The organism is Sphingopyxis sp. Geo25, from assembly GCF_949769135.1.
GTDB lineage: Bacteria > Pseudomonadota > Alphaproteobacteria > Sphingomonadales > Sphingomonadaceae > Sphingopyxis.
This window is the reverse complement of record NZ_CATKOZ010000008.1, coordinates 118,483-138,273: the sequence shown is the minus strand read 5'-3', so window position 1 is coordinate 138,273 and position 19,791 is coordinate 118,483. Positions and strand designations below refer to the sequence as shown.

General features: G+C 66.7%; 16 protein-coding genes and 1 tRNA gene. 7 read left to right on the top strand and 10 right to left on the bottom strand.

What is annotated here, in order from left to right; genetic code table 11:
* The 4 genes from QOL68_RS17360 to gdhA form a co-directional block, all read right to left on the bottom strand.
* Positions 1–1,785, bottom strand: a complete 1,785-nt coding sequence (locus QOL68_RS17360; RefSeq protein WP_282950271.1) for a hypothetical protein — start codon at positions 1,783–1,785, stop codon at positions 1–3.
* Between the two features lie 159 nt (positions 1,786–1,944).
* Positions 1,945–3,918 (bottom strand): heme-binding protein, encoded by a 1,974-nt coding sequence (locus QOL68_RS17355; protein ID WP_282950242.1) that lies wholly within the window; start codon positions 3,916–3,918, stop codon positions 1,945–1,947.
* A gap of 4 nt (positions 3,919–3,922) precedes the next feature.
* The gene (locus QOL68_RS17350) at positions 3,923–5,383 is read right to left on the bottom strand and encodes a multiheme c-type cytochrome (protein ID WP_282950241.1); all 1,461 of its coding nucleotides are present in this window, start codon (positions 5,381–5,383) and stop codon (positions 3,923–3,925) included.
* A gap of 48 nt (positions 5,384–5,431) precedes the next feature.
* Complete coding sequence (gene gdhA, locus QOL68_RS17345; protein ID WP_204993449.1) at positions 5,432–6,787, bottom strand: NADP-specific glutamate dehydrogenase; 1,356 nt, start codon at positions 6,785–6,787, stop codon at positions 5,432–5,434.
* A gap of 158 nt (positions 6,788–6,945) precedes the next feature.
* Here gdhA and QOL68_RS17340 point away from each other — a divergent pair, with 158 nt between their 5' ends.
* The gene (locus QOL68_RS17340; RefSeq protein WP_282950240.1) at positions 6,946–7,884 is read left to right on the top strand and encodes a tetratricopeptide repeat protein; all 939 of its coding nucleotides are present in this window, start codon (positions 6,946–6,948) and stop codon (positions 7,882–7,884) included.
* Here the strand turns inward: QOL68_RS17340 and putA are convergent.
* Positions 7,881–10,973: a bifunctional proline dehydrogenase/L-glutamate gamma-semialdehyde dehydrogenase PutA gene (gene putA, locus QOL68_RS17335; protein ID WP_282950239.1), complete on the bottom strand. Its 3,093-nt coding sequence runs from the start codon at positions 10,971–10,973 to the stop codon at positions 7,881–7,883. The genes QOL68_RS17340 and putA overlap by 4 nt on opposite strands.
* 99 nt (positions 10,974–11,072) lie before the next feature.
* On the opposite strand from putA, the gene QOL68_RS17330 reads away from it, so the two are divergent.
* Together QOL68_RS17330 and QOL68_RS17325 are read left to right on the top strand one after the other, a co-directional pair.
* Complete coding sequence (locus tag QOL68_RS17330) at positions 11,073–11,543, top strand: Lrp/AsnC family transcriptional regulator (RefSeq protein ID WP_282950238.1); 471 nt, start codon at positions 11,073–11,075, stop codon at positions 11,541–11,543.
* 51 nt (positions 11,544–11,594) lie between these two features.
* A tRNA-Gly gene (locus QOL68_RS17325) sits at positions 11,595–11,668 on the top strand.
* Positions 11,669–11,676: 8 nt separating this feature from the next.
* Here the strand turns inward: QOL68_RS17325 and QOL68_RS17320 are convergent.
* Complete coding sequence (locus tag QOL68_RS17320) at positions 11,677–12,462, bottom strand: transglutaminase-like domain-containing protein (RefSeq protein ID WP_282950237.1); 786 nt, start codon at positions 12,460–12,462, stop codon at positions 11,677–11,679.
* Between the two features lie 60 nt (positions 12,463–12,522).
* On the opposite strand from QOL68_RS17320, the gene QOL68_RS17315 reads away from it, so the two are divergent.
* The gene (locus tag QOL68_RS17315) at positions 12,523–13,758 is read left to right on the top strand and encodes an MFS transporter (protein ID WP_282950236.1); all 1,236 of its coding nucleotides are present in this window, start codon (positions 12,523–12,525) and stop codon (positions 13,756–13,758) included.
* Here the strand turns inward: QOL68_RS17315 and QOL68_RS17310 are convergent.
* Positions 13,731–14,492 (bottom strand): competence/damage-inducible protein A, encoded by a 762-nt coding sequence (locus QOL68_RS17310; RefSeq protein ID WP_058455931.1) that lies wholly within the window; start codon positions 14,490–14,492, stop codon positions 13,731–13,733. The genes QOL68_RS17315 and QOL68_RS17310 overlap by 28 nt on opposite strands.
* Before the next feature lie 105 nt (positions 14,493–14,597).
* Here QOL68_RS17310 and QOL68_RS17305 point away from each other — a divergent pair, with 105 nt between their 5' ends.
* On the top strand, positions 14,598–15,233 hold the full coding sequence (locus QOL68_RS17305; RefSeq protein ID WP_282950235.1) for a glutathione S-transferase family protein: 636 nt from the start codon (positions 14,598–14,600) through the stop codon (positions 15,231–15,233).
* On the opposite strand, the gene QOL68_RS17300 is transcribed toward QOL68_RS17305, so the two are convergent.
* Both QOL68_RS17300 and QOL68_RS17295 read right to left on the bottom strand, forming a co-directional pair.
* Complete coding sequence (locus tag QOL68_RS17300; protein ID WP_204993456.1) at positions 15,230–16,129, bottom strand: DUF2785 domain-containing protein; 900 nt, start codon at positions 16,127–16,129, stop codon at positions 15,230–15,232. The two genes, QOL68_RS17305 and QOL68_RS17300, sit on opposite strands and share 4 nt — an antisense overlap.
* 72 nt (positions 16,130–16,201) lie before the next feature.
* Entirely contained in the window at positions 16,202–16,939 is a 738-nt protein-coding gene (locus QOL68_RS17295) for a Bax inhibitor-1/YccA family protein (protein ID WP_215349165.1), read from the bottom strand.
* A 138-nt stretch (positions 16,940–17,077) separates the two neighbouring features.
* Between QOL68_RS17295 and thpR the strand changes: the two genes are divergently transcribed.
* Entirely contained in the window at positions 17,078–17,686 is a 609-nt protein-coding gene (gene thpR, locus QOL68_RS17290; protein ID WP_204993458.1) for an RNA 2',3'-cyclic phosphodiesterase, read from the top strand.
* Here the strand turns inward: thpR and QOL68_RS17285 are convergent.
* Positions 17,602–18,081, bottom strand: a complete 480-nt coding sequence (locus QOL68_RS17285) for a low molecular weight protein-tyrosine-phosphatase (protein ID WP_282950234.1) — start codon at positions 18,079–18,081, stop codon at positions 17,602–17,604. The two genes, thpR and QOL68_RS17285, sit on opposite strands and share 85 nt — an antisense overlap.
* A gap of 107 nt (positions 18,082–18,188) precedes the next feature.
* Here QOL68_RS17285 and QOL68_RS17280 point away from each other — a divergent pair, with 107 nt between their 5' ends.
* On the top strand, positions 18,189–19,790 hold the full coding sequence (locus QOL68_RS17280; RefSeq protein ID WP_282950233.1) for a spinster family MFS transporter: 1,602 nt from the start codon (positions 18,189–18,191) through the stop codon (positions 19,788–19,790).
* Position 19,791: the final 1 nt, after the last annotated feature.

Genomic DNA, 19,791 nt, shown 5'->3' with positions numbered 1-19,791 from the left:
TCAGAAACTCACGATCACATTGGCAAGGATCGAGACATAGGCCTTGTCGCGTTCCTTGTTGTCGAACAAATCCTTGAATCCCTTGCCCGGCAGGAGAACCGCGGCGCTGAGGCGCCCGACGATATTCTGCGTCGCCTTCGGCCGCCAGATCCCCGCGACCGACAGGTCGAAACCGATATCCTTCGGAATCGAGCCCTCGACGCGGAGGTTCTGGAGTACCTTCGTATTGTCGAACCAGAGGTGGTTGGCATTGAAGCTGACGCGCGTTTCGGGCGAGAGGTCGAAATCGGCGCCCGCGCCGACGAACACCGTGCCCGGATTGTTGAAGTTCGACTGCCCCTCCTCCTTCGACGAGCGCAGCGAGTTCAATATGCCGTTGCGGCCGTTGATCGAGATGACGCGGCCGCCGCCCGCGAAGGGGATCGTCTGGCGGATCCAGTAGCTGGTGTCGGCGCCGCCGAAGATTGGATTCTCGAAGATCGCGTCGAACCCGCCCTCGACATTATTATACGGGTTGCGGTCGCCGCTGGCATAGAGGCCCGACAGGCGGAAGCGCATCCAGTCATGGTCGTAGCTGAGCTCGGCGGCAGCGAAGCCCGCCCGGATCTTCGCGGGCTTGCTGGTGAAGAAGCTGTTCCGGTCCTCGCCGAGCGCGGCGTAGAAGCTGGCAGTGACGTTGAGCCGCCCGATGCGTCCGTCGGCGCTGTAGCCGAGATAGGCGACGTCATATTCGCGCCCGCGCAGATCGCCGAGCAGCGCCGGCCGCACCGGGAAACCATTGTGGTCGATCTGCACGTCTTTCTTTTCGCGGTTCATATTGTAGGTCACGCTGACCTGGCTGGTCAGCCCGACGAACGGGAAATCCTGGCGATAAAGATTAGCGGTGAAGATGAAATCGTCGCGCGGCGTCTGGGTGATGTCGTTGAGGCCGCTGTTGGTATCCTTCTCGAGCCGCCAGAAGGCCGCGACATTATATTGAAACCGGTTGTTGTCGCGGTTGCCGAACAGGCGGATGCCGAGCTGGCTGTCGTTGAACAGGAAGCCGCGGAAATCGCTCTGGAAAGGCTGGATGCCGATGCGGATCGAATGGAAATCGTAGCGGTCGCTGTCGTTGCCGAGGTGCTTGTCGACGAACAGTTCCTGCACGCCGAGGAAGCTGTCGTAGCGGTGGCTCGGTTTCGACGGACGCACGTCGAGGACGCGCCGTTCGGGCACGTCGACATAATTGGCCTGATAGGCGAGCGTGACGCGATATTCGACATCGGGCGGCTTGAACGCGGTCGATCCCTTGATCAGCGCGGCACCGGCGATGAAGGTCTGCGCGAATACAAAGCTGCGGTTCTTGCCGAACACGTCGAGGCTGCCCGGTCGCGAGGTCGTCTGGACGCCGACGGGGATCGGAAAGGTGCGCGGCTCGAACACCGTATCGGACACGGCATTGGCGACGAAGAACCAGTCGTCGCCCTTGATCGGCAGCCATTTGACCTTTTCGGGATCGATAGCGCGGTCGCCCTTCAACGTGTTCTGGTGATAAGGGTCGAACCAGCGTTCCTTGACGACGCCCAGCGTCTCGATCAGGCGCCAGCGGTCGGGGACCGGAAGCTGGTCCTCGATCCCCGGAAAGGCCTGCGGCGGCGGCGGGCGGAGTGCGCCGACATTATCCTGCGTCAACTGGTCGGGAAGATCGGGAATATAGCCCGGGCGGCGGCGGCCCTCGATGATCTGGGTGACGAGATCGTCCTTGATCACTTCCTGCCAGTCGACGGGTGGCGGCGGCGGTGTCAGTTCCTCGACCGGCGGCGCCTGATCGGTCGCCGATGGCGCGGCACTTCCGTCAGCGGTTGCCGGATCGGTCGCGGGCGGCGGCGGCGCCTCGGCCGCGGGCGTCCCCTGCGCCGCGAGCGTCGCGATGATCGGCAGCAGGCTGACGTCGACGCTCACCCGCTAAAGCCCCTGACAGACATTTTGCTGGCTGGTGTCGAGGAAAGGCGCGAAGGGACAGCCGACATAGCGCAGCCGCACCGTCTTGCCGTCGGCGAGCGTCACGACGACATTGTCCGACCGGATCGCCATCGGGGCATTGCCGATCCCGCCGACCCTCGCCCCGCCATTATGCGTGCCGAGGAAGCTGATCATATCGTCCTGATCGATACCGTCGCCCGACACGCCGATACCGCCCACCAGCGTGCTGCCGCGATAGATCGGCACCGAGCCGGGAAAGATCTGGATGCCGTTCTGCAGCCGATTCTGTCCTGCAGCGACATCGGGCAGGGTCGTGCAACGCGCCGGCGTGTCGGGATTCGCACCCTGCAGGAAGCCGACATGCTGGCCGAGGTTGCCGATGATCAGCGCCGACTGGAGCCCGGTCGAGAAGGGGTTGAATTGCAGGATCGGGCGGGAGAAGGGGCCGTTCGGCCGCCCCACCTCGCCATCGGGGAAATAGGGGCGCGACAGATTGCCGCCCGCGCGGTCGGGGAAGGCAATCGTGCCCGTCAGCGCGGCGGGGTTATTGAGGAACGTCCGGACCGCCGTCACGAACCGGCGGATGTCGGCGCTGGCATTCGCGCTGAGCTCGGCGCCCGCATTGGGGTTCGAGAAGAAAGCGGCGGTGCGCGCCTTTTGCAAGGACACGTCGGACCCGAAGATCGGCGCGTCGGGCGAGCGGACCATGCCGAGCGGGGTGCCGAAGGTGTCGACAACGGTGATCGTGACCTGCGCGCGGCTGTCGAGCGGTTTGCGGATCTGCGCGCGCGCGCGGCTCATCACCGTGAACGCCTCTTCGAGCACCGCGCGCACTTCGGCCTGCGAAAGCGGGGTGGCCACCGCCGCGCCGTCGGTGGCCGCGCGGATCGGATAGCGGTTGTTGCCGCTGCCGTCGGTGAAGATGAACGCGTCGCGGTTCGAGAATTCTGCCGGGGTCGACGCACGAATGCCTGACGCCTCGGTGCCATAGGCAACGCCCGCCATGACCGCCGCGGTGGCATAGCCGGGAACCGCGACGAGATTGCCCGCGGTTCCGTTGAAAGAGGCGAAGCTGGCGCCGCCGCTCGACATCACGCCCGCGAAGGTCGCGTCGGAAAAGCGCAAGGTCGTGCCATCGACGCTGATCTTGTCGGCGGTGATTGCCGCCGGCGCCTCGAATCCCCGCGTGCCGGCAAGCGCGATAAACTCCTCGGGGTCGTTCTCGATATCGAGGATGTTCGGGTCGCTGCCATAGACGCCGTCGCCCATCACCCCGATGCCGCCGACGAGCACGCCATTCTTGTAGAGCGGCAGCCCGCCCGCATCGGCGGCGAGGCCGAGCGGCGAGCGTTTCGGCCCGATCAGCGCGGCGTTGCCCGCGGCACCGAAGCGCGACGAGAAATCGCTGCACGGAAGCTGGCTGAACTGCACCCCGAACAGCGGCCCGCTTTCGAGCCCGACGGTGGTCGGCGCGGGCGGGAAATGCTCCTGGACGATCTGGCTCGCCGTGCGCGTCGAAAAGGCGTTGCCGCCGCTCGACAGATAGGCGCCGGTGATCGCCTTCGCGATCGCGCCGCCCTCTGCCGGGAAGGTGACATTCTGCGCGTCGATATTCTGGCCGTTCGGCGCGGGCGAGGTCGTTGCGGTCGCGCGCGCGCCGTTCATGCGAAAAACCGCGAGGACATTGCCGACGCGGTCGGTCACCGCGATCACCGACGGTAGCCCGCGCGCCTGCGCCTCCGATATCGCGTTGGCGAGGATCGTCTGGACCTCGGTGACGCTGAGCGATTCGGCGGCGGGCGGGGTGAACAGCCCGCCGGTCGGGGTCGGGGTGGGTGTCGGTGTCGGCGCTGGGGTCGGCGTGCCGCCACCTCCCCCGCCGCCGCAGGAGGCGAGCAGAAGCGAAGCAGCCGCGACGAAGGCCACCGAATGAAAGAGGCGGGATGTGGGTTGCATATCTTTACCGAAGCGCCCCGATCGCGCGCACCGCGCTCCCCAGCGAGGCCTGGAAATCGGCGGGGCGGAAGGCGTTCGGGTCCTTGACCGCGGTATAGGCGCGGTCGATGTCGGCGCGGATGCCGGCCGCGGCGCCGACAGTGATCCGGCCCGACGACACCATCGCGTTGAGCAGCGTGTCGACCCCCATTACCGCCTGCTGCGACCCCGAATAGTCGGTCAGCCGGTCGCCGACCGCCTTCGCCGAAATCGCATCGACGAGCGTGAAGGCGTCGGCGCCCGAGAAGCTGCGTGCGGCAAAGGCGGCCTTCAGCGCCGAGACCGTCTGCTGAAGCTGCGCGGCGGCGCTGACCGCACTCGCGCGGTCGATCGTCATCGCCTTGTGGAAGGCGGCGGTGCGGGCCGCGAGCTGGTCGGCGAGCGCGGGCGCCGCAACGCGCGCCGCCGCCGACAGCATGATCAGATTCTCGTCATTATAGGGCGGCATGCCCTCGGGAATGTTCGTCCGCCCCGGATTGTCGAGGCTGGTCTTCACCGGCTTGGCCTGGTCGTAGATGCGGCGGTGGCAGCTGTGGCAGTCGAGGAAGTAGAATTCGGGGAACATCCCTTCGGTCCCGCGCCGCGACTGGAAGAGCGCGAGGCTGCGTTCGAGCGCGACCGCCTGCCCGACCGCCCACATCTGGACATGGTTGGTGCGCCCCGAACCCGCGCCGAACTTGCGCCAGCCATAGTCGGCGTCTTCCTGATGATGCGCCTGCAGCGAGGAGAAGAGATCGAGTTCGAACGAGATGCGCGGGTGCCCTGCGGCCATGATGCGGTGGGTGACGAACTGCCCTTCGCTTGCCGAACCGAAATGGCAGTCGACGCAGACGCCTGCGCGCACGACCGGATCCTCGAGCTTCCAGAGGCCGGCGCGAAGGTTCGAGAGATGCTTGTCGCGCATCTCGGCGTCGGGGTTGGCGTTGGTGCCGACGCCGGCATAATGGCTCGCGATCCAGCCGCCCGCCGGGCCGTGGCACGATTCGCAGCCGACCCCGTCCTCGAGCGGCACCGATCCGCGCCGCGCGCCGCCCGACGCGGCGATCGCGCCCTGCGTGCTGTGGCAGCCGAGGCACATCGGCGCGGTCGACGGATCGCCGATCCCGAGATTCTTCGCGATGAACTGGCTGCGACTGTTGCTGAGCACCGCCCAGGCGCGGCTATGCGCGCCGCCGGGGGTCGAGGGCTCCTGCCAGCGCATCAGCTCGTCCTGGCGGACGACGGTGCCGTCGCCCTCCATCCGGCCGTGGCAGGTCGATCCCGCGCAGGAGGCGACGCCGGTATAGCGGCCGCCAGCCTCGCCCTGCGAGCGCGCGGGGGGCGCCGCGACGATCGCGGCGATCGTCAGCGCCAGCAGCAACGCCGCGAGCGTCCAGACGGTCGCCCACGGTCGTTCGCCGCGCCCCACAATCGCGTCGGTCGTCATGCCCATGTCCCCTTTTCCCGCCTGGCGCTTTTGCGCCTAGACTGCGACTTACACCACTCCGAATGCCAGCATCGCGTCGGCCACCTTCTTGAAGCCCGCGATATTGGCGCCTTTCACATAGTCAATATAGCCATTGCCCTGATCGCCATAGGTCAGGCAACTTTTGTGGATGCCGTCCATGATGTCCTTGAGCATCTGTTGCAATTCGGCCTCGCTCCAGCTGCGCCGGCCGCTGTTCTGGCTCATTTCGAGGCCCGAGACCGCAACACCGCCGGCATTCGCCGCCTTGCCCGGCGCGAACATGATCTTCGCATGCTTGAAGTGATGCACGCCCTCGAGGTTGGTCGGCATGTTGGCGCCTTCGCTGACCGCGATGCAGCCGTTGGCGACCAGCGTCTTGGCGTCCTCGCCAAGCAATTCATTCTGCGTCGCGCACGGCAGCGCGACGTCGCAGGGAACGCCCCATGGCGTCTTGCCTGCGGTGAAGCTCGCTCCCTTGAATTCGGCGCAATAATCCTCGATCCGGCCGCGGCGGTGCGTCTTGTGCGCCTTCACCCAGTCGATCTTGTCCTGCGTGATGCCGTCGGGATCGTGGATGAAGCCGCCCGAATCGGACAGGGTGAGCACCTTGCCGCCAAGCTGGACGATCTTTTCCGCCGCGTGCGTCGCGACATTGCCCGAGCCCGAGATGACCGCGGTCTTGCCGACGAGATCCTGCCCCTTGGCGGCGAGCATGTTGGCGAGGAAATAGACCGCGCCATAGCCCGTCGCCTCGGTGCGGATCAGCGAGCCGCCCCATTCGAGCCCCTTGCCCGTGAGGACGCCGGTGAATTCGTTGGTGATGCGCTTGTACTGGCCGAACATGAAGCCGATCTCGCGCCCGCCCACGCCGATGTCGCCCGCAGGCACGTCGACGTCGGCGCCGATGTGCCGGTACAACTCGGTCATGAAGCTCTGGCAGAAGCGCATGATCTCGCGCACGCTCTTGCCCTTCGGGTTGAAGTTTGACCCGCCCTTGCCGCCGCCCATCGGCAGCCCGGTGAGCGCGTTCTTGAACGTCTGTTCGAAGGCGAGGAATTTGAGGACGCTTTCGGTCACGCTCGGGTGAAAGCGGATCCCGCCCTTGTACGGGCCGATGGCATTGTTGTTCTGGACGCGCCAGCCGCGCTGCACGCGAATATTGCCGGCGTCATCCTCCCAGCAGACGCGGAAGGACACGACCCGGTCGGGCTCGGCGATGCGCCGCAATATCTGCTGCGCGTGATATTCTTCCTTGTCGGCGATGAAGTCGAAAATATCTTCGGCGACCTCCTGGACCGCCTGCACGAACTCATCCTGGCCGGGGTTGCGCTTTTTCACCCCTTCCATAAACGTCGGAAAATCGACGTGATCCGAAACTGCCATGCACCCCTCCCCCTGTTGGCTGGGAAAATCGGTGCGACCCCACTGACGATTTTGTCGTTGACCGACCTCGCGGGTCGAAGGCTACACCATCGCGAGGCAAAGGCAAGACGCGAGCGCGTCGCGTCCATGTTTTTTGCGAGCCGGACGAGGGGACAAAGATGAGTGAGAGCAAGAAGATGGCAGGCGGGATGACGCCCACGAATCGGGCGATCCTGATAGCCGCCGCGCTGCTGCTCGTCGCCGCGATCGGCTATGCAATCTGGCGCGATTCCGCCGATTCTGCACCGCAGAAGTCCGTCGAAGCCACCGCGGCACCGGGCGATCAGCTCGCCGCGCTGGAGGCACGGACGCGCGCCGAACCGGGCAGCGCGGAGGCGTGGATGCAGCTCGGCGCAGCGCGCTTCGACATGGGCGAATACGCGGGCGCGGTCGCCGCCTACGAGAAAGCGACCGCGCTTTCTTCCGACTCGGCGGGGCTCTGGTCGGCACTCGGCGAGGCGCGGGTAATGGCGAGCGAGCGCGACCCGATGCCCGCAGGGGCGCTCGCGGCGTTCGACAAGGCGATCGCGCTCGACGCGAAGGATCCGCGTGCGCGCTATTTCCTTGCGGTGAAAAAGGATATCGGCGGCGACCACAAGGGCGCGATCGAGGACTGGTTCGCGCTGCTCGCCGACACGCCGCAGGGCGCCCCTTGGGAGGCCGACCTCCGCCGCACGATCGAGCAGGTCGGCGCGATCCACAAGATCGACGTCGCGATGCGGCTGCAGAATACGCAGGCGCGGCCGCTGACCGCCAACGAGATGCCGGTCGCGGCGCGGGCGATCCCGGGACCGACCCGCGCCGACATGGAAGCAGCGTCACAGCTGCCCAAGGGTCAGCAGGATGCGATGATCGAGGGGATGGTCAGCGGGCTCGAAACCAAGCTGAAAGCCAACCCCAAGGATGTCGACCGCTGGATCATGCTGATGCGCAGCCGGATGACGCTGGGCGAGACCGCGAAAGCCGCGCAGGCGCTTCAGGACGGCATTGCCGCCAATCCGGCCGCCGCCGGACGGCTGAAGGCGCAGGGGCAGCTGCTCGGCGTGCCGGGGGCCTAACCCGCCATCAGCGCCGCATTGCCGCCCGCGGCGGTGATATCGGTCGAGATCGACTTTTCCTCGGCGAAACGGTGGAGGTAGTGCGGGCCGCCGGCTTTCGGGCCGGTGCCCGACAGGCCGCGCCCGCCGAACGGCTGCGAGCCGACGATCGCGCCGATCTGGTTGCGGTTGACATAGACGTTGCCGACCTGCGCGCGCGCCGCGATATGCGCCGCGACGCCGTCGATCCGCGTATGGACGCCCAATGTCAGGCCGTAGCCCGAGGCGTTGATCGCATCGATGAGCCGGTCGAGCTCGCCGCCCTTCCACGTCGCCACATGCAATACGGGCCCGAAGATCTCGCGCTTCAAATCGGTGACATGGTCGAGGCGGATGAGGACCGGCGGGACGAAATGGCCGGCCGCGGGCAGGTTCGTCCGGCCCGCCTCGGCGATTACCCGGCCCGCCGCGCGGGCTTCGGCGACATAGGCGGCGATATTCGCCTGCGCCTCGTCGTCTATGATCGGGCCGACGTCGGTCGAAAGGATCGCGGGGTCGCCGACATTGAGCTCGGCCATCGCGCCCGCGACCATCTCGATCATCGTGTCGGCGACATCTTCCTGCACGCAAAGCAGGCGGAGCGCCGAACAGCGCTGCCCTGCCGACTGGAAGGCCGAGGCGACTGCGTCGCGCGCGACCTGTTCGGGAAGCGCGGTCGAATCGACGATCATCGCGTTCGCGCCGCCGGTCTCGGCGATCAAGGTCGCGATCGGTCCGTCGCGCGCCGCAAGGCTGCGGTTGATCATCCGCGCGACCTCGGTCGAGCCGGTGAAGGCGACGCCGATGATATCGTCATGCCCGGTAAGCGCCGCGCCGACGGTCTCGCCGCGGCCCGGGAGAAACGCAAGGACGTCGCCCGGAACCCCCGCTTCGAGCAGCAGCTCGACCGCGGCGTGCGCGATGAGCGGGGTCTGTTCGGCGGGTTTGGCGAGGACACTGTTACCCGCCGCAAGCGCGGCCGAGACCTGTCCGAGGAAGATCGCGAGCGGGAAGTTCCACGGGCTGATCGCGACGAAGACGCCCTTGCCTTCGAGGATCAGCTCGTTGCGCTCGCCCGTGGGACCGGGAAGCGCGACGGGGTAAGTGAAGTCGGCGCGCGCCTGCGCGGCGTAGTAGCGGAGGAAGTCGACCGCTTCGCGCACCTCGGCGATCGCATCGACCAGCGTCTTGCCGGCTTCGTCGATCGCGAGGCCGAGGAAGAGTGCGTCGCGCTCCTCGAGCAGATCGGCGGCGCGTTCGAGGCGTTCGGCGCGGAAGCTGCCGCCGGCAAGGCTCCAATCGTTCTGCGCCTTGCGCGCTGCGGCGACCGCAGCGTCGACCGTCGCGCGATCGGCCTCGATCACCTGCCCGACGATGACGCCGGTGGCAGGGTTGCGCACCGGCTCGGCGGTGCCGCTCTGCGTGACGCCGCCGACGATCGGGGCGGCGACATGGTTGCTCTGGCGGGCGTTGGCGATCGCGGCGGTGAGCGCTTCGGGGACACCGGGCTCGCCGAGGTCATAGCCGCGCGAGTTGCGGCGTGCGGGATCGAAGAGTTCGAGCCCGGTCGCGATCGATCGCGGGCTGCTCGCGATACCGCGCGGGTCGACCGCTAGCTGTTCGGGGGTGACGTCGGGGTCCGAGAATTGATGCACGAAGCTGGAGTTCGCGCCATTTTCGAGCAGGCGGCGGACGAGATAGGCGAGCAGGTCGCGGTGCGTGCCTACGGGCGCATAGACGCGCACCGGCCGCGGCGGCGGATAGAGCGCCAGGATCGCATCGTGTGCGCCCTCACCCATGCCGTGGAGGCGCTGCAGCTCGTAGTCGGCGCCCGCGAACAGCTCGGTCACGAAGGCGAGGGTCATCGCATTGTGGCTGGCGAAGGCTGGAAATATGCAGTCCTGCGCATCGCGGAGGATCTGCGCGCACTGCATGTAATTGAGGTCGGTGTGGTTTTTCGCGGTGAAGACCGGGAAGTCGCCAAGCCCCATCGTCTGCGCGCGCTTGATCTCGGTATCCCAATAGGCGCCCTTGACGAGGCGCATCGACAGTTTGACACCGCGGGCGCGCGCCTGCGCGGCGACCCAGCGGATCGCCTCGGGCGCGCGCTTCTGATACGCCTGGATCACGATGCCGAGCCCGGTCCAGCCATCGGCGATGCCCGCGTCGATGAGCGCCGCGAACACATCCATATGCGGTTCGAGCCGGTCGCTTTCCTCGGCGTCGATCATCAGCGGGATGTTCACATCGCGCGCCGCGCGCGCGAGCGTGATGACGCTCGGGATCAGTTCGTCACGGACACGGTCGGCCTGCAAATATTCGTAGCGCGGATGGAGCGCCGACAGCTTGATCGAGATGCCGTGGTTGGCGTGCGGGTCGCCCGCCTTCGCATTCTTCCCGATGCGCGCGATGGCACCCGCATAGCTGTCGTAATAGCGCCGCGCATCCTCGGCGGTGCGCGCGGCTTCGCCGAGCATGTCGAAGCTCGCGAGTTCCGATTTCTCCTTGTCGGCACGCCTGACCGCGGCGTCGATCGTCTCGCCCATCACGAACTGCTGGCCGAGCAGCTTCATCGCCGCGAGCGCCGCCTGGCGGATCACCGGCTCGCCCGAGCGACGGATCATCGACTTGAGCAGGCTCAGCGGGTTCGCCTTGCTGCCCATCGCATCGAGCATCAACGTCGCCGAACCCAGCGAAAGCCCGCGCGCGGAGAGCGCGACGATCAGAGGACTGTCCTCGTCCTCGCCTTCTTTCCAGTGCCGCCCGGCGATCTTGTCGCGGATCAGCGCATTCGCGGTCGCGCTGTCGGGGACGCGCAGCAGCGCCTCGGCGAGGCACATCAGCACGACGCCTTCCTCGGTCGAGAGGCGGTAGCGGTTCATCAGCTGCGCGACGAGCGTCTCGCGGTCGCCCTCGGCCTTCGCCTTGCGGATGAGCGCAAGCCCGCGCGCCGTTGTCGCCGCGACGGTCGCGGGCGAACGGGCGAGCTCGGCGCGCAGGTCGGCCACGATATCGGTTTCGGAACGGCGGGCGAGGGCGCGGAGCGCGGCGCGGTCGTTGGGCTGGGTCATGACGCGCACCCTACAACATCGCATCGCGGCGATCCGACCTAATATCGCGCCAAGGATTTATGTTTTGACCTATTTTGTGGCTTGTTTTAGTCGATAATCATGACGGAAGCCGGCAAGACAGTCGAATTGGATGATTTCGACCGGAAGATCCTTGCGATTCTGCGCAAGGATGGCCGTATCACCTTCACCGACCTCGCCCAGCAGGTCGGCCTGTCGAAGACGCCGTGCCAGCAGCGCGTCCGCCGGCTTGTCGAACAGGGCGTGATTTCGGGCTTTGCGGCGATCGTCGATCCGGCGAAGGTCGGGCTCGACCATGTCGCCTTCGCCGAGGTCCGCCTGTCCGACACGCGCGAGGCGGCGCTGCGCGAGTTCAACGCCGCCGTGCGGCGGATCGCCGAGATCGAGGAATGCCACATGATCGCGAGCAGCTTCGACTATCTGCTCAAGGTCCGCACCTCGGACATGCGGCGCTATCGCACGGTGCTCGGCGAGAAAATCTCGAGCCTGCCGCACGTCGCGAACACCTCGACCTTCGTCGTGATGGAAACGGTGCGCGAGGCGGCCCGCTGAGGCGGCAGGCCCATTGACCGTCGCCGCCCGCTGTGCCAATCGCGCGGGATCGCGGGTGTAGCTCAATGGTAGAGCAGAAGCTTCCCAAGCTTACGACGAGGGTTCGATTCCCTTCACCCGCTCCAGCCGCTTCCTAGGCGTCGACAAGCTCCTTCACCGACACCCGCTGTTCGACGAGTTCGATCGCGCGGTACGCCGTAAGAAACGCCACGTCGGCGGCGTCGCGGCCGACGCAGATGCGCGCGGTGCCTTCGGGCCGCGCCATGCCCGTCGCATCGACCATGTACCAGCCGCCGTCGAGATAGACTTCGGCGATCGCGTGGAAATCCTGCGGATCGACGCCGAGCGCGTAGACGCTCGCCATGCGCGCCGGGATATGCGCGGCGCGGGCGAGCGCGATCATCACATGCGCATAGTCGCGGCAAACGCCGCGCCGCTCGACGAAACTGTCGAGCGCGCCGGTGTCGGCGTCGCTGGTGCCGGGAAGATAGGTGAAACGGCTTTCGATCCAGTCACGCATCCGCGCGATCTTCGCGCCGCCCTCATGCTCGCCGAAACGGCGTTCGACAAAGGCGTGGAACTTGTTCGACGGGCAATAGCGCGATTCGTTGAGATAGGGCACGACCGCGGAGGGCAGACGATGCAGCGCGACCTCCGGAAGCGTGCGAAAGTCGACCGCCGGCCGGTCGACCACGACCGCCGCGCGATACTCGGCGCGGAGCGTGCCCGAGGCGCGCAGCCAGATTGGCTCGCACAGCCCGTCAACCGCCGGGACCCGCGACACAAATTCGGGATTTCCGAGGTCGAGCGAGCTTTCGACAACTTGCTGGCCATGCCCATTCGCCGCCTCGATCTGCAGCATCAGGTCGACGGGTTCGGATAGGCGATAATTTAGGGAAGCGGAAATTTCGAGTTTCATCTATCGCCAACGCACAGAAGGGGGATCGGTGCCGCTAATGACTGTCGGGGGAAATAACAAGTGACGCCCGCGCGCACGATACCGTTCATCGTCGTTACCATCTTCATCGACGCAATGGGGTTCGGCATCATCATGCCGGTGCTGCCGCAGCTAGTCATGGAGGTCGGCAAGATCGATCTGCCGCACGCGATCGAGGTCGGCGCCTGGATCGGACTGGTGATGGCGGTCGCGACCTTCCTCGCTTCGCCGGTGCTCGGTAATCTGTCCGACCGCTTCGGCCGGCGGCGCGTGCTGCTGCTCTCGCTCGGCGGACTGGCGGCCGATTACACGCTGCTGACAGTCGTCGGCACCCTGCCCTGGCTGTTCGTCGCGCGGGCGATTTCGGGGATATTCGGCGGCAGCTATGCGGCGGCACAAGCGGCGATCGCCGACATCACCAAGCCCGAAGACCGCGCGCGCAACTTCGGCTTTGTCGGCGCGGCGTTCGGGGTGGGCTTCGTCGTCGGCCCGGCAATCGGCGGCTTGCTCGGCGAGATGAGCCCGCGCGCACCCTTCGTCGCGGCGGCGATTCTGGCGGCGGCAAATATGCTCTATGGCCTGATCATCTTCCCCGAGACGCTGCCGCCCGAGCGCCGCCGTGCCTTCGACTGGCGCCGCGCCAATCCGCTGGGTGCGCTCAAGACCATGCGCGGCCTCCCTGGCATGGGCGGAATCGCGACCGTCCTCGTGCTCTGGCAGATCGCGAGCCTCGTCTATCCGATGACGTGGAGCTTTTATTGCATCGCGCAGCTCGGCTGGACGTCGGGGATGATCGGTGCGAGCCTGGCTGCGGTCGGGGTTGCCATCGCGATCGGTCAGGCCTTCGTCGTCGGGCCCGCAGTCGCGCGATTCGGAGAGCGCGATGCCGCCACGCTCGGCATCCTGATCGCCGTTGCGGTCTATATCGGTTATGCCTTCACGACCTCGACGCTCGGCGCCTTCCTGCTGCTGATCCCGGTTGCCTTGCAGGCACCGGTGCAGCCGTCGCTGATGGCAATGATGTCGCGCCGCGCGACGCCCGAAACGCAGGGCGAGGTGCAGGGAATTTCGGCGATGGCGATGGGGCTGGGACAGCTTGCCGCGCCGGCGCTGCTCACGGGAACGATGGCCCATTTCACCGGGGACGACGCGCCGGTGCATTTCCCCGGGGCGGCCTTCGTCGTGGCGGCGATCTTCGGATTATTGGCAATCGTGATGCTGCGCCGCCTGCCGCGCGCGCAGCCGGCCGATCAAATCCCGCCGTCGGTCACTGCATAGCCGAGCGCTTCGAGCCCAGCGGTGAGCATCGCGACGCAAGCGGCGACCGCATCCCCGTCAGTCGATCGGATCACGAAGTTCGCGCCGACCCGGCCGTCACGGAAGAAGGGATAGCTGCCGATGGCGACGCCGGGATGGTCCTTCTCGCCCTGACGGAGCAGGTCGGCGACCTCGCTTTCGGGCGACCAGGCCCCGATCGTATGCGCGACGAGCGGCGCGCCGCCTTCGAGTTCGCCGGTGAGCGCGTCGAGCATCCCCGCGGTGATGTGGGGGACGCCAGCCATGATGAAGAGATTTCCTAGGCGGATGCCCGGCGCGCCCGACATGCGGTTCGGGATCAGGTCGGCGCCCTCGGGAACGCGGGCCATGCGCAGCCGCGCCTCGGTCAGCTCGATCCCGCGCCCGTTATAATAACGTTCGAGGATCGCGCGCGCTGCGGGGTGGATGATCACCCCGACGCCCAGCGCCTTCGCCACCGCGTCGACCGTGATGTCGTCGTGCGTCGGCCCGATCCCGCCGGTGGTGAAGACATAGTCGTAACGCGCGCGGATGGCGTTCAGCGCGTCGACGATCTCCTGCTCGACGTCGGGCACGATCCGCACTTCGCGCAGCCTGATCCCCTGCACGTCGAGCCAGGTCGCGATCTGCGCGACATTCTTGTCCTGCGTGCGGCCCGAGAGAATCTCGTCGCCGATCACCAGCACGGCGGCGGTCCAGATGCGTTCGTCGCTCATCGCTTTGCCTTAACCGCGAACGGTGACAAAACAAGCCCGCTGGAACATCGAAACTGTTCCTGATATGTTCTTACCCGACTCGCACGCCCAAAAGGGAGACGCATCATGGCAGAAGAGCTGATTTTCTATACCAATCCCATGTCGCGCGGCCAGATCGTCCGCTGGATGCTCGAAGAGGTCGGCGCGCCCTATCAGACGAACATCCTCGGCTACGGCACCTCGATGAAGGATGAGGCCTATCTGGCGATCAATCCGATGGGCAAGGTTCCGGCGATCGTCCACAACGGCAAGGTCGTCACCGAATGCGCCGCGATCTGCGCCTATCTGGCCGATGCCTTTCCGTCGGCGGGGCTCGCGCCGGCAACGACCGACCGTGCGGATTATTATCGCTGGCTGTTCTTCGCCGCCGGGCCGGTCGAGCAGGCGATCACCGCCAAGCATCTCGGGATCGAACCCGATGCCGACCAGCAGCGTTCGGCAGGCTTCGGCACGCTGGAGCATGCGCTCGACGCGCTTGAAAGCGCGGTCGCGGGTAAGACTTATGTTGCGGGCGACCGCTTCACCGCGGCCGACGTCTATGTCGGTAGCCAGGTCGATTGGGGCCTGCAGTTCGGGACGATCCCGTCGCGCCCGGCGTTCGAGGCCTATGCCGCTGGCCTTCGCGAGCGCACGGGTTACAAGGCGGCGAAGGCGATCGACAACGCGCTGATTGCCGAGATGCAGGCAGCAAGCCCCGCTTAGGGCAGCGCCTTCAGCAACGCGATCGCAAGCGGGGCAAGGCGCTTGATCTGCGGATCCTGCGTCTCGGCCGCGCTGACATAGATGGCGTTCGCGAATGCGGTTGTGTTGTGAACCGCCGCGAGGCCGGCATCGTTCGTATAGGCGTCCGTCCAGCGCGCACTCGTATCGGGATGCAGCGCCTTGAACCATGCCGCCCAGGCCGCGTCATCGATATCGGGGCGCCTGGCGAGAAACAGCACGGGCCGCGCGAGGCGGGCCGATTCGCCATGATGATAATAGGGCGAGGCGGCCGGCGCGACCTGCGCCGCTATCGCGCCGAGCAGCAACTCGGCATCGGCACGCGTCAGCCGCGGATTGAGCGCGAGCTGGAGCGCGAGGTCGGAACCATGCGCCACGCCGTGCCGCCACCCCTCGCCGGCGGTGAAGCCGCGATAGTCGCTGACGCCGCGCAGATAAGCGGCACCCGTCGCCGCAAGCGCGCGCAACTCGGCTTCGCTCATCCACGGCGCGAGGCGATCGGTGCGCGCGACTTCCGACAGCGCAAGCGCGGCAAAGGGCTTCGCGAAGCCGGCGCGATCATCGGGCGCGGTCGCCATAGCCGTCAGTCGGCCAAGCGCGTGGCGCATCTGGTCGGTGCGCAGATGGTTGCCGCGCAGTCCTTCGGACCAGAGCGCATAGGCGAAATCGTCACGCACCGCGGGATCGGGATCGCCAAGGCAGGCGGCGAGCGCATCGAGGTCGGTCTTGCTCGCCCTCGGGAAAAATGCGGCGGCATAGGCTTCAAGGTCGCCATCGGCCGGCCGCGCCACATTGCAGGGCGCGGCTCCGTCGTCCTTTGCATCCGCCGTCGGCGCCAGCGTCGCCATGGCAACGGCGATGATACCCACCAACCTCATGTCACCCCCGCTCCAAGAAAAAGGCCCGGCGAATCGCTCCGCCGGGCCCGTGTCGTGTCGATGTCCGGCCGCCTATTCGCGGTTGCCCAGCAGGTTGAGCAGGAAGGTGAACATGTTGACGAAGTCGAGGTAGAGCGTCAGCGCGCCCATCACCACCGACTTGCCGACAAAGTCGGTCCCGCGGACATAGAAGTACATGCTCTTGATCTTCTGCGTGTCATAGGCGGTCAGGCCCGCGAACAGCAGCACGCCGATGACGCTGATCGCCAGCGCCAGCGCGCCCGACTGGAACACGAAAGCGTTGAGCAGCATCGCGACGATGATGCCGACGAGGCCCATGATCAGGAAAGTGCCGAAACCCGACAGATCCTTCTTGGTCGTGTAGCCATAGAGGCTCAGGCCGAGGAAGGCCGCCGCGGTCGCGAAGAAGGTCTGCGCGATCGAGGTGTTGGTGAAGACGAAGAAGATCGCCGCCATCGACACGCCCATCACCGCCGCATAGGCCCAGTAAAGCGCCTGCGCCGCAGCCGTCGACAGCTTGTTGATGCCAAAGCTCAGCACCATCACGAAGGCGAGCGGGGCGAGCATGATCACCCACTTGACCGGTCCCGGACCGAACAGCAGCGCGGGTGCGCCTTCCCACTGCGAGAAGAGCATCGCGACAACGCCGGTCAGCAGGACGCCCGACGCCATATAGTTGTAGACCGACAGCATGTACGACCGCAGGCCCGCATCGACGGCCTGATCCATCGCGCTCGCGCTGCCTGGGAAGCCGGACGCCGCCATATTGGGGTCGTTCCAATTAGCCATTTTCATCTCCATCACCGGCCAGACGATACCGGCCGTGGCGATAATATCGGGATATTCGCGGCTCGTTTCAAGCGAAACCGGACATGCGCCATGTTTCGGCTTCGCAGCCGTCGCGCACCGCCCTATGCTGGCACCGCCATGTCGACCCATCGCCTGTTCGTCGCCCTGCGCCCGCCGCGCCCGATCCGGCAACAATTGCTCGCCGCGATGCACGGCATTTCGGGCGCGCGCTGGCAGGATGACGAACAGCTCCACCTCACGCTGCGCTTCATCGGCGAAGTCGACCGCCACCGCGCCGAGGACATCGCCGCCGCGTTGGGCAGCCTGTACGCGCCCGCGATCGAGGCGCGGATCGCCGGGGTCGGCCTGTTCGAGCGGCAAGGCCGGCCGCACATGGTCTGGGCAGGGGCTCTACCCCACGCGCCGCTCGCCGCGCTGCATCGCAAGGTCGACCAGCTGCTCGCGCGCGTCGGGGTCGTGCCCGAAACCCGGGCCTTCGTGCCGCATATCACGCTCGCGCGGCTCAACCGCGGATCGGGCCCGGTCGCGCCCTTCCTTGCGCTGAACAGCGACTTTGCCAGCGAACCCTTTCCGTTCGGCCATGTCACGCTCTACGAAAGCGAGATGGGGCACGGCGGCTCGCGTTATCATCCGGTCGCGCGCTATCCTCTCGACGAGGCGACGAGCGCGGCAGCGACCGCGCTGACATCGTCCCATGTTTCGGCGAAGCCGTTATCGGCGCCATAATAGGGATCGGTGACGCTTTCCCCTTCGCGGCCGGCGACCAGATCGAGCATCAGCCTGAGCTCGGCGGTCGCGCCGATGGGACGAAGCGCGCGGGCGTCGCGCAGATTGGCCTCGTCGGCGGCAAGGATGAGGTCGAAATCATGAAAGTCGCTGCGGCGGAGCTGGCGCGCGCGAAGGTCCGAGATATCGGCACCGCGCCGCCGCGCCTCGGCCTGTGCGCGATGGTCGGGCGGGTGGCCGACGTGCCAGTCGCCGGTGCCCGCCGAATCGAGCCTCGCAGCGATCCCGGCCGCGGCAAAGGCGGCGCGCGCGGCCCCTTCGGCAAGCGGGGAGCGGCAGATATTGCCGAGGCAGAGGAAGAGAATCGCGGGGGCATTTGGTCGATCTTCGCGCATATCGTCCGTCTTCGCTCCAAAGGTGAACCGACTTTCAACTTGCGCCGGGCGGCGCCTCGTGCGACCACCGCGACATAAGGATAATGGGTCAGGGAGAGGGTTGCCAGATGGCCGATAGCGCGAGCGTGAACGAGACGGCCGGGGCGCCGCCCGCCGGGCCGCAGGCCAGCGGCTATAGCTGGTACGTGCTGTTCGTGCTGGTCGTCGTCTATATCCTCAATTTCATCGACCGGCAGATCCTGAGCATCCTTGCGGTCGATATCAAGGCCGACCTCGGGCTCAAGGATTCGGACCTCGGCTTCCTCGGCGGCGCTGCGTTCGCGGTCTTCTATGCGCTGTTCGGTATTCCGCTCGGCCGGCTCGCGGACAATTGGAGCCGCGTGAAGCTGCTCTCGATCGGCCTGACTCTGTGGTCGACGATGACCGCGCTGTCGGGCTTCGCGTACAACAAGGTGACGCTTACGTTCGCGCGCATGGGCGTCGGCGTCGGCGAGGCGACCGCGAGCCCGACCGCTTACTCGCTGATCTCCGACTATTTCCCGAAGCGGCAGAAGGCGACCGCCCTCGCCATCTATTCGTCGGGGCTCTACCTTGGCGGCGGCGTGTCGCTGTTTATCGGCGCGGCGATCGTCGAGGCGTGGAACCGCGCCTATCCGGCAGGCGGCCCGATGGGGCTCGTCGGCTGGCAGGCGGCGTTCCTAGCAGTCGGCATTCCCGGGCTGATCGTCGCCCTCTGGGTTGCAACGCTGCGCGAACCCGTCCGCGGAGCGATGGACGGAGTCGCAAGCCCGAGTTCGGCGACCCCTTTCCGCGCGTTCGGCAAGGATCTGTCGATGATCGTCCCGCCGCTCACGCTCTATGGCGCATGGAAGCGCGGACCCGCGGCGCTGGGGGTCAACATCGGCTTTGCAGCGGCGGTGTCGGCCTTCGCCTGGTGGATGATCGCACTGACCGGCAATTTCCCGCAATGGTCGGCGGTCGCGCTCGGCTATTATGCGGTCTTCTCCTGGGCCTGCACCCTCCGGGCGCACGACCCCGCCACGTTCCGGCTGATCTGGGGCACCCCTGCCTTCATCTGCACGACGCTGGGATACGGCCTTGTCAGCCTCGCCGCCTATGCGCTCGGCTTCTGGTCGGCGCCCTATGCCGAAACCGTGCTGGGCCTGCCGAAGCAGGAACTGGCCCTCATCCTCGGCGCCAACGGTGCACTCAGCGGCTTCATCGGCGTGATCGTCGGCGGACGGATCGCCGATGCGCTGCGCGAACGGAATCCCGCAGGCCGCATCCTGATGATCATCTTCGGTGTCGTCGCCCCGATCATCCCGATCTGGATTGGCTACACGACCGAAAATTCGACGCTCTTCTATGCGATGAACTTCCTCGCGGGCATGTTCGGCGCGACCGCGCTCGGCGCGGCGGCAGCGACGACGCAGGATCTGGTTCTGCCGCGGATGCGCGGCACCGCGACCGCCGCCTTCTTTCTCGGCACCACGCTGGTCGGCCTATCCTTCGGTCCCTATATGGTCGGTCAGATTTCCGACCTCGCGGGGACGATCGTCGACGGCAAGCCGGTCAGCGACCTGCGCACCGGAATCCTGTCGCTGATCGCGGTCGCGCCGGTCGCGCTCAGCCTCCTCGTCTACGCCTATCGCGCGGTGCCGCGCGCCGAGGCGACGATCGCCGAGCGCGCGGCGGCCGCGGCCGCCTGAC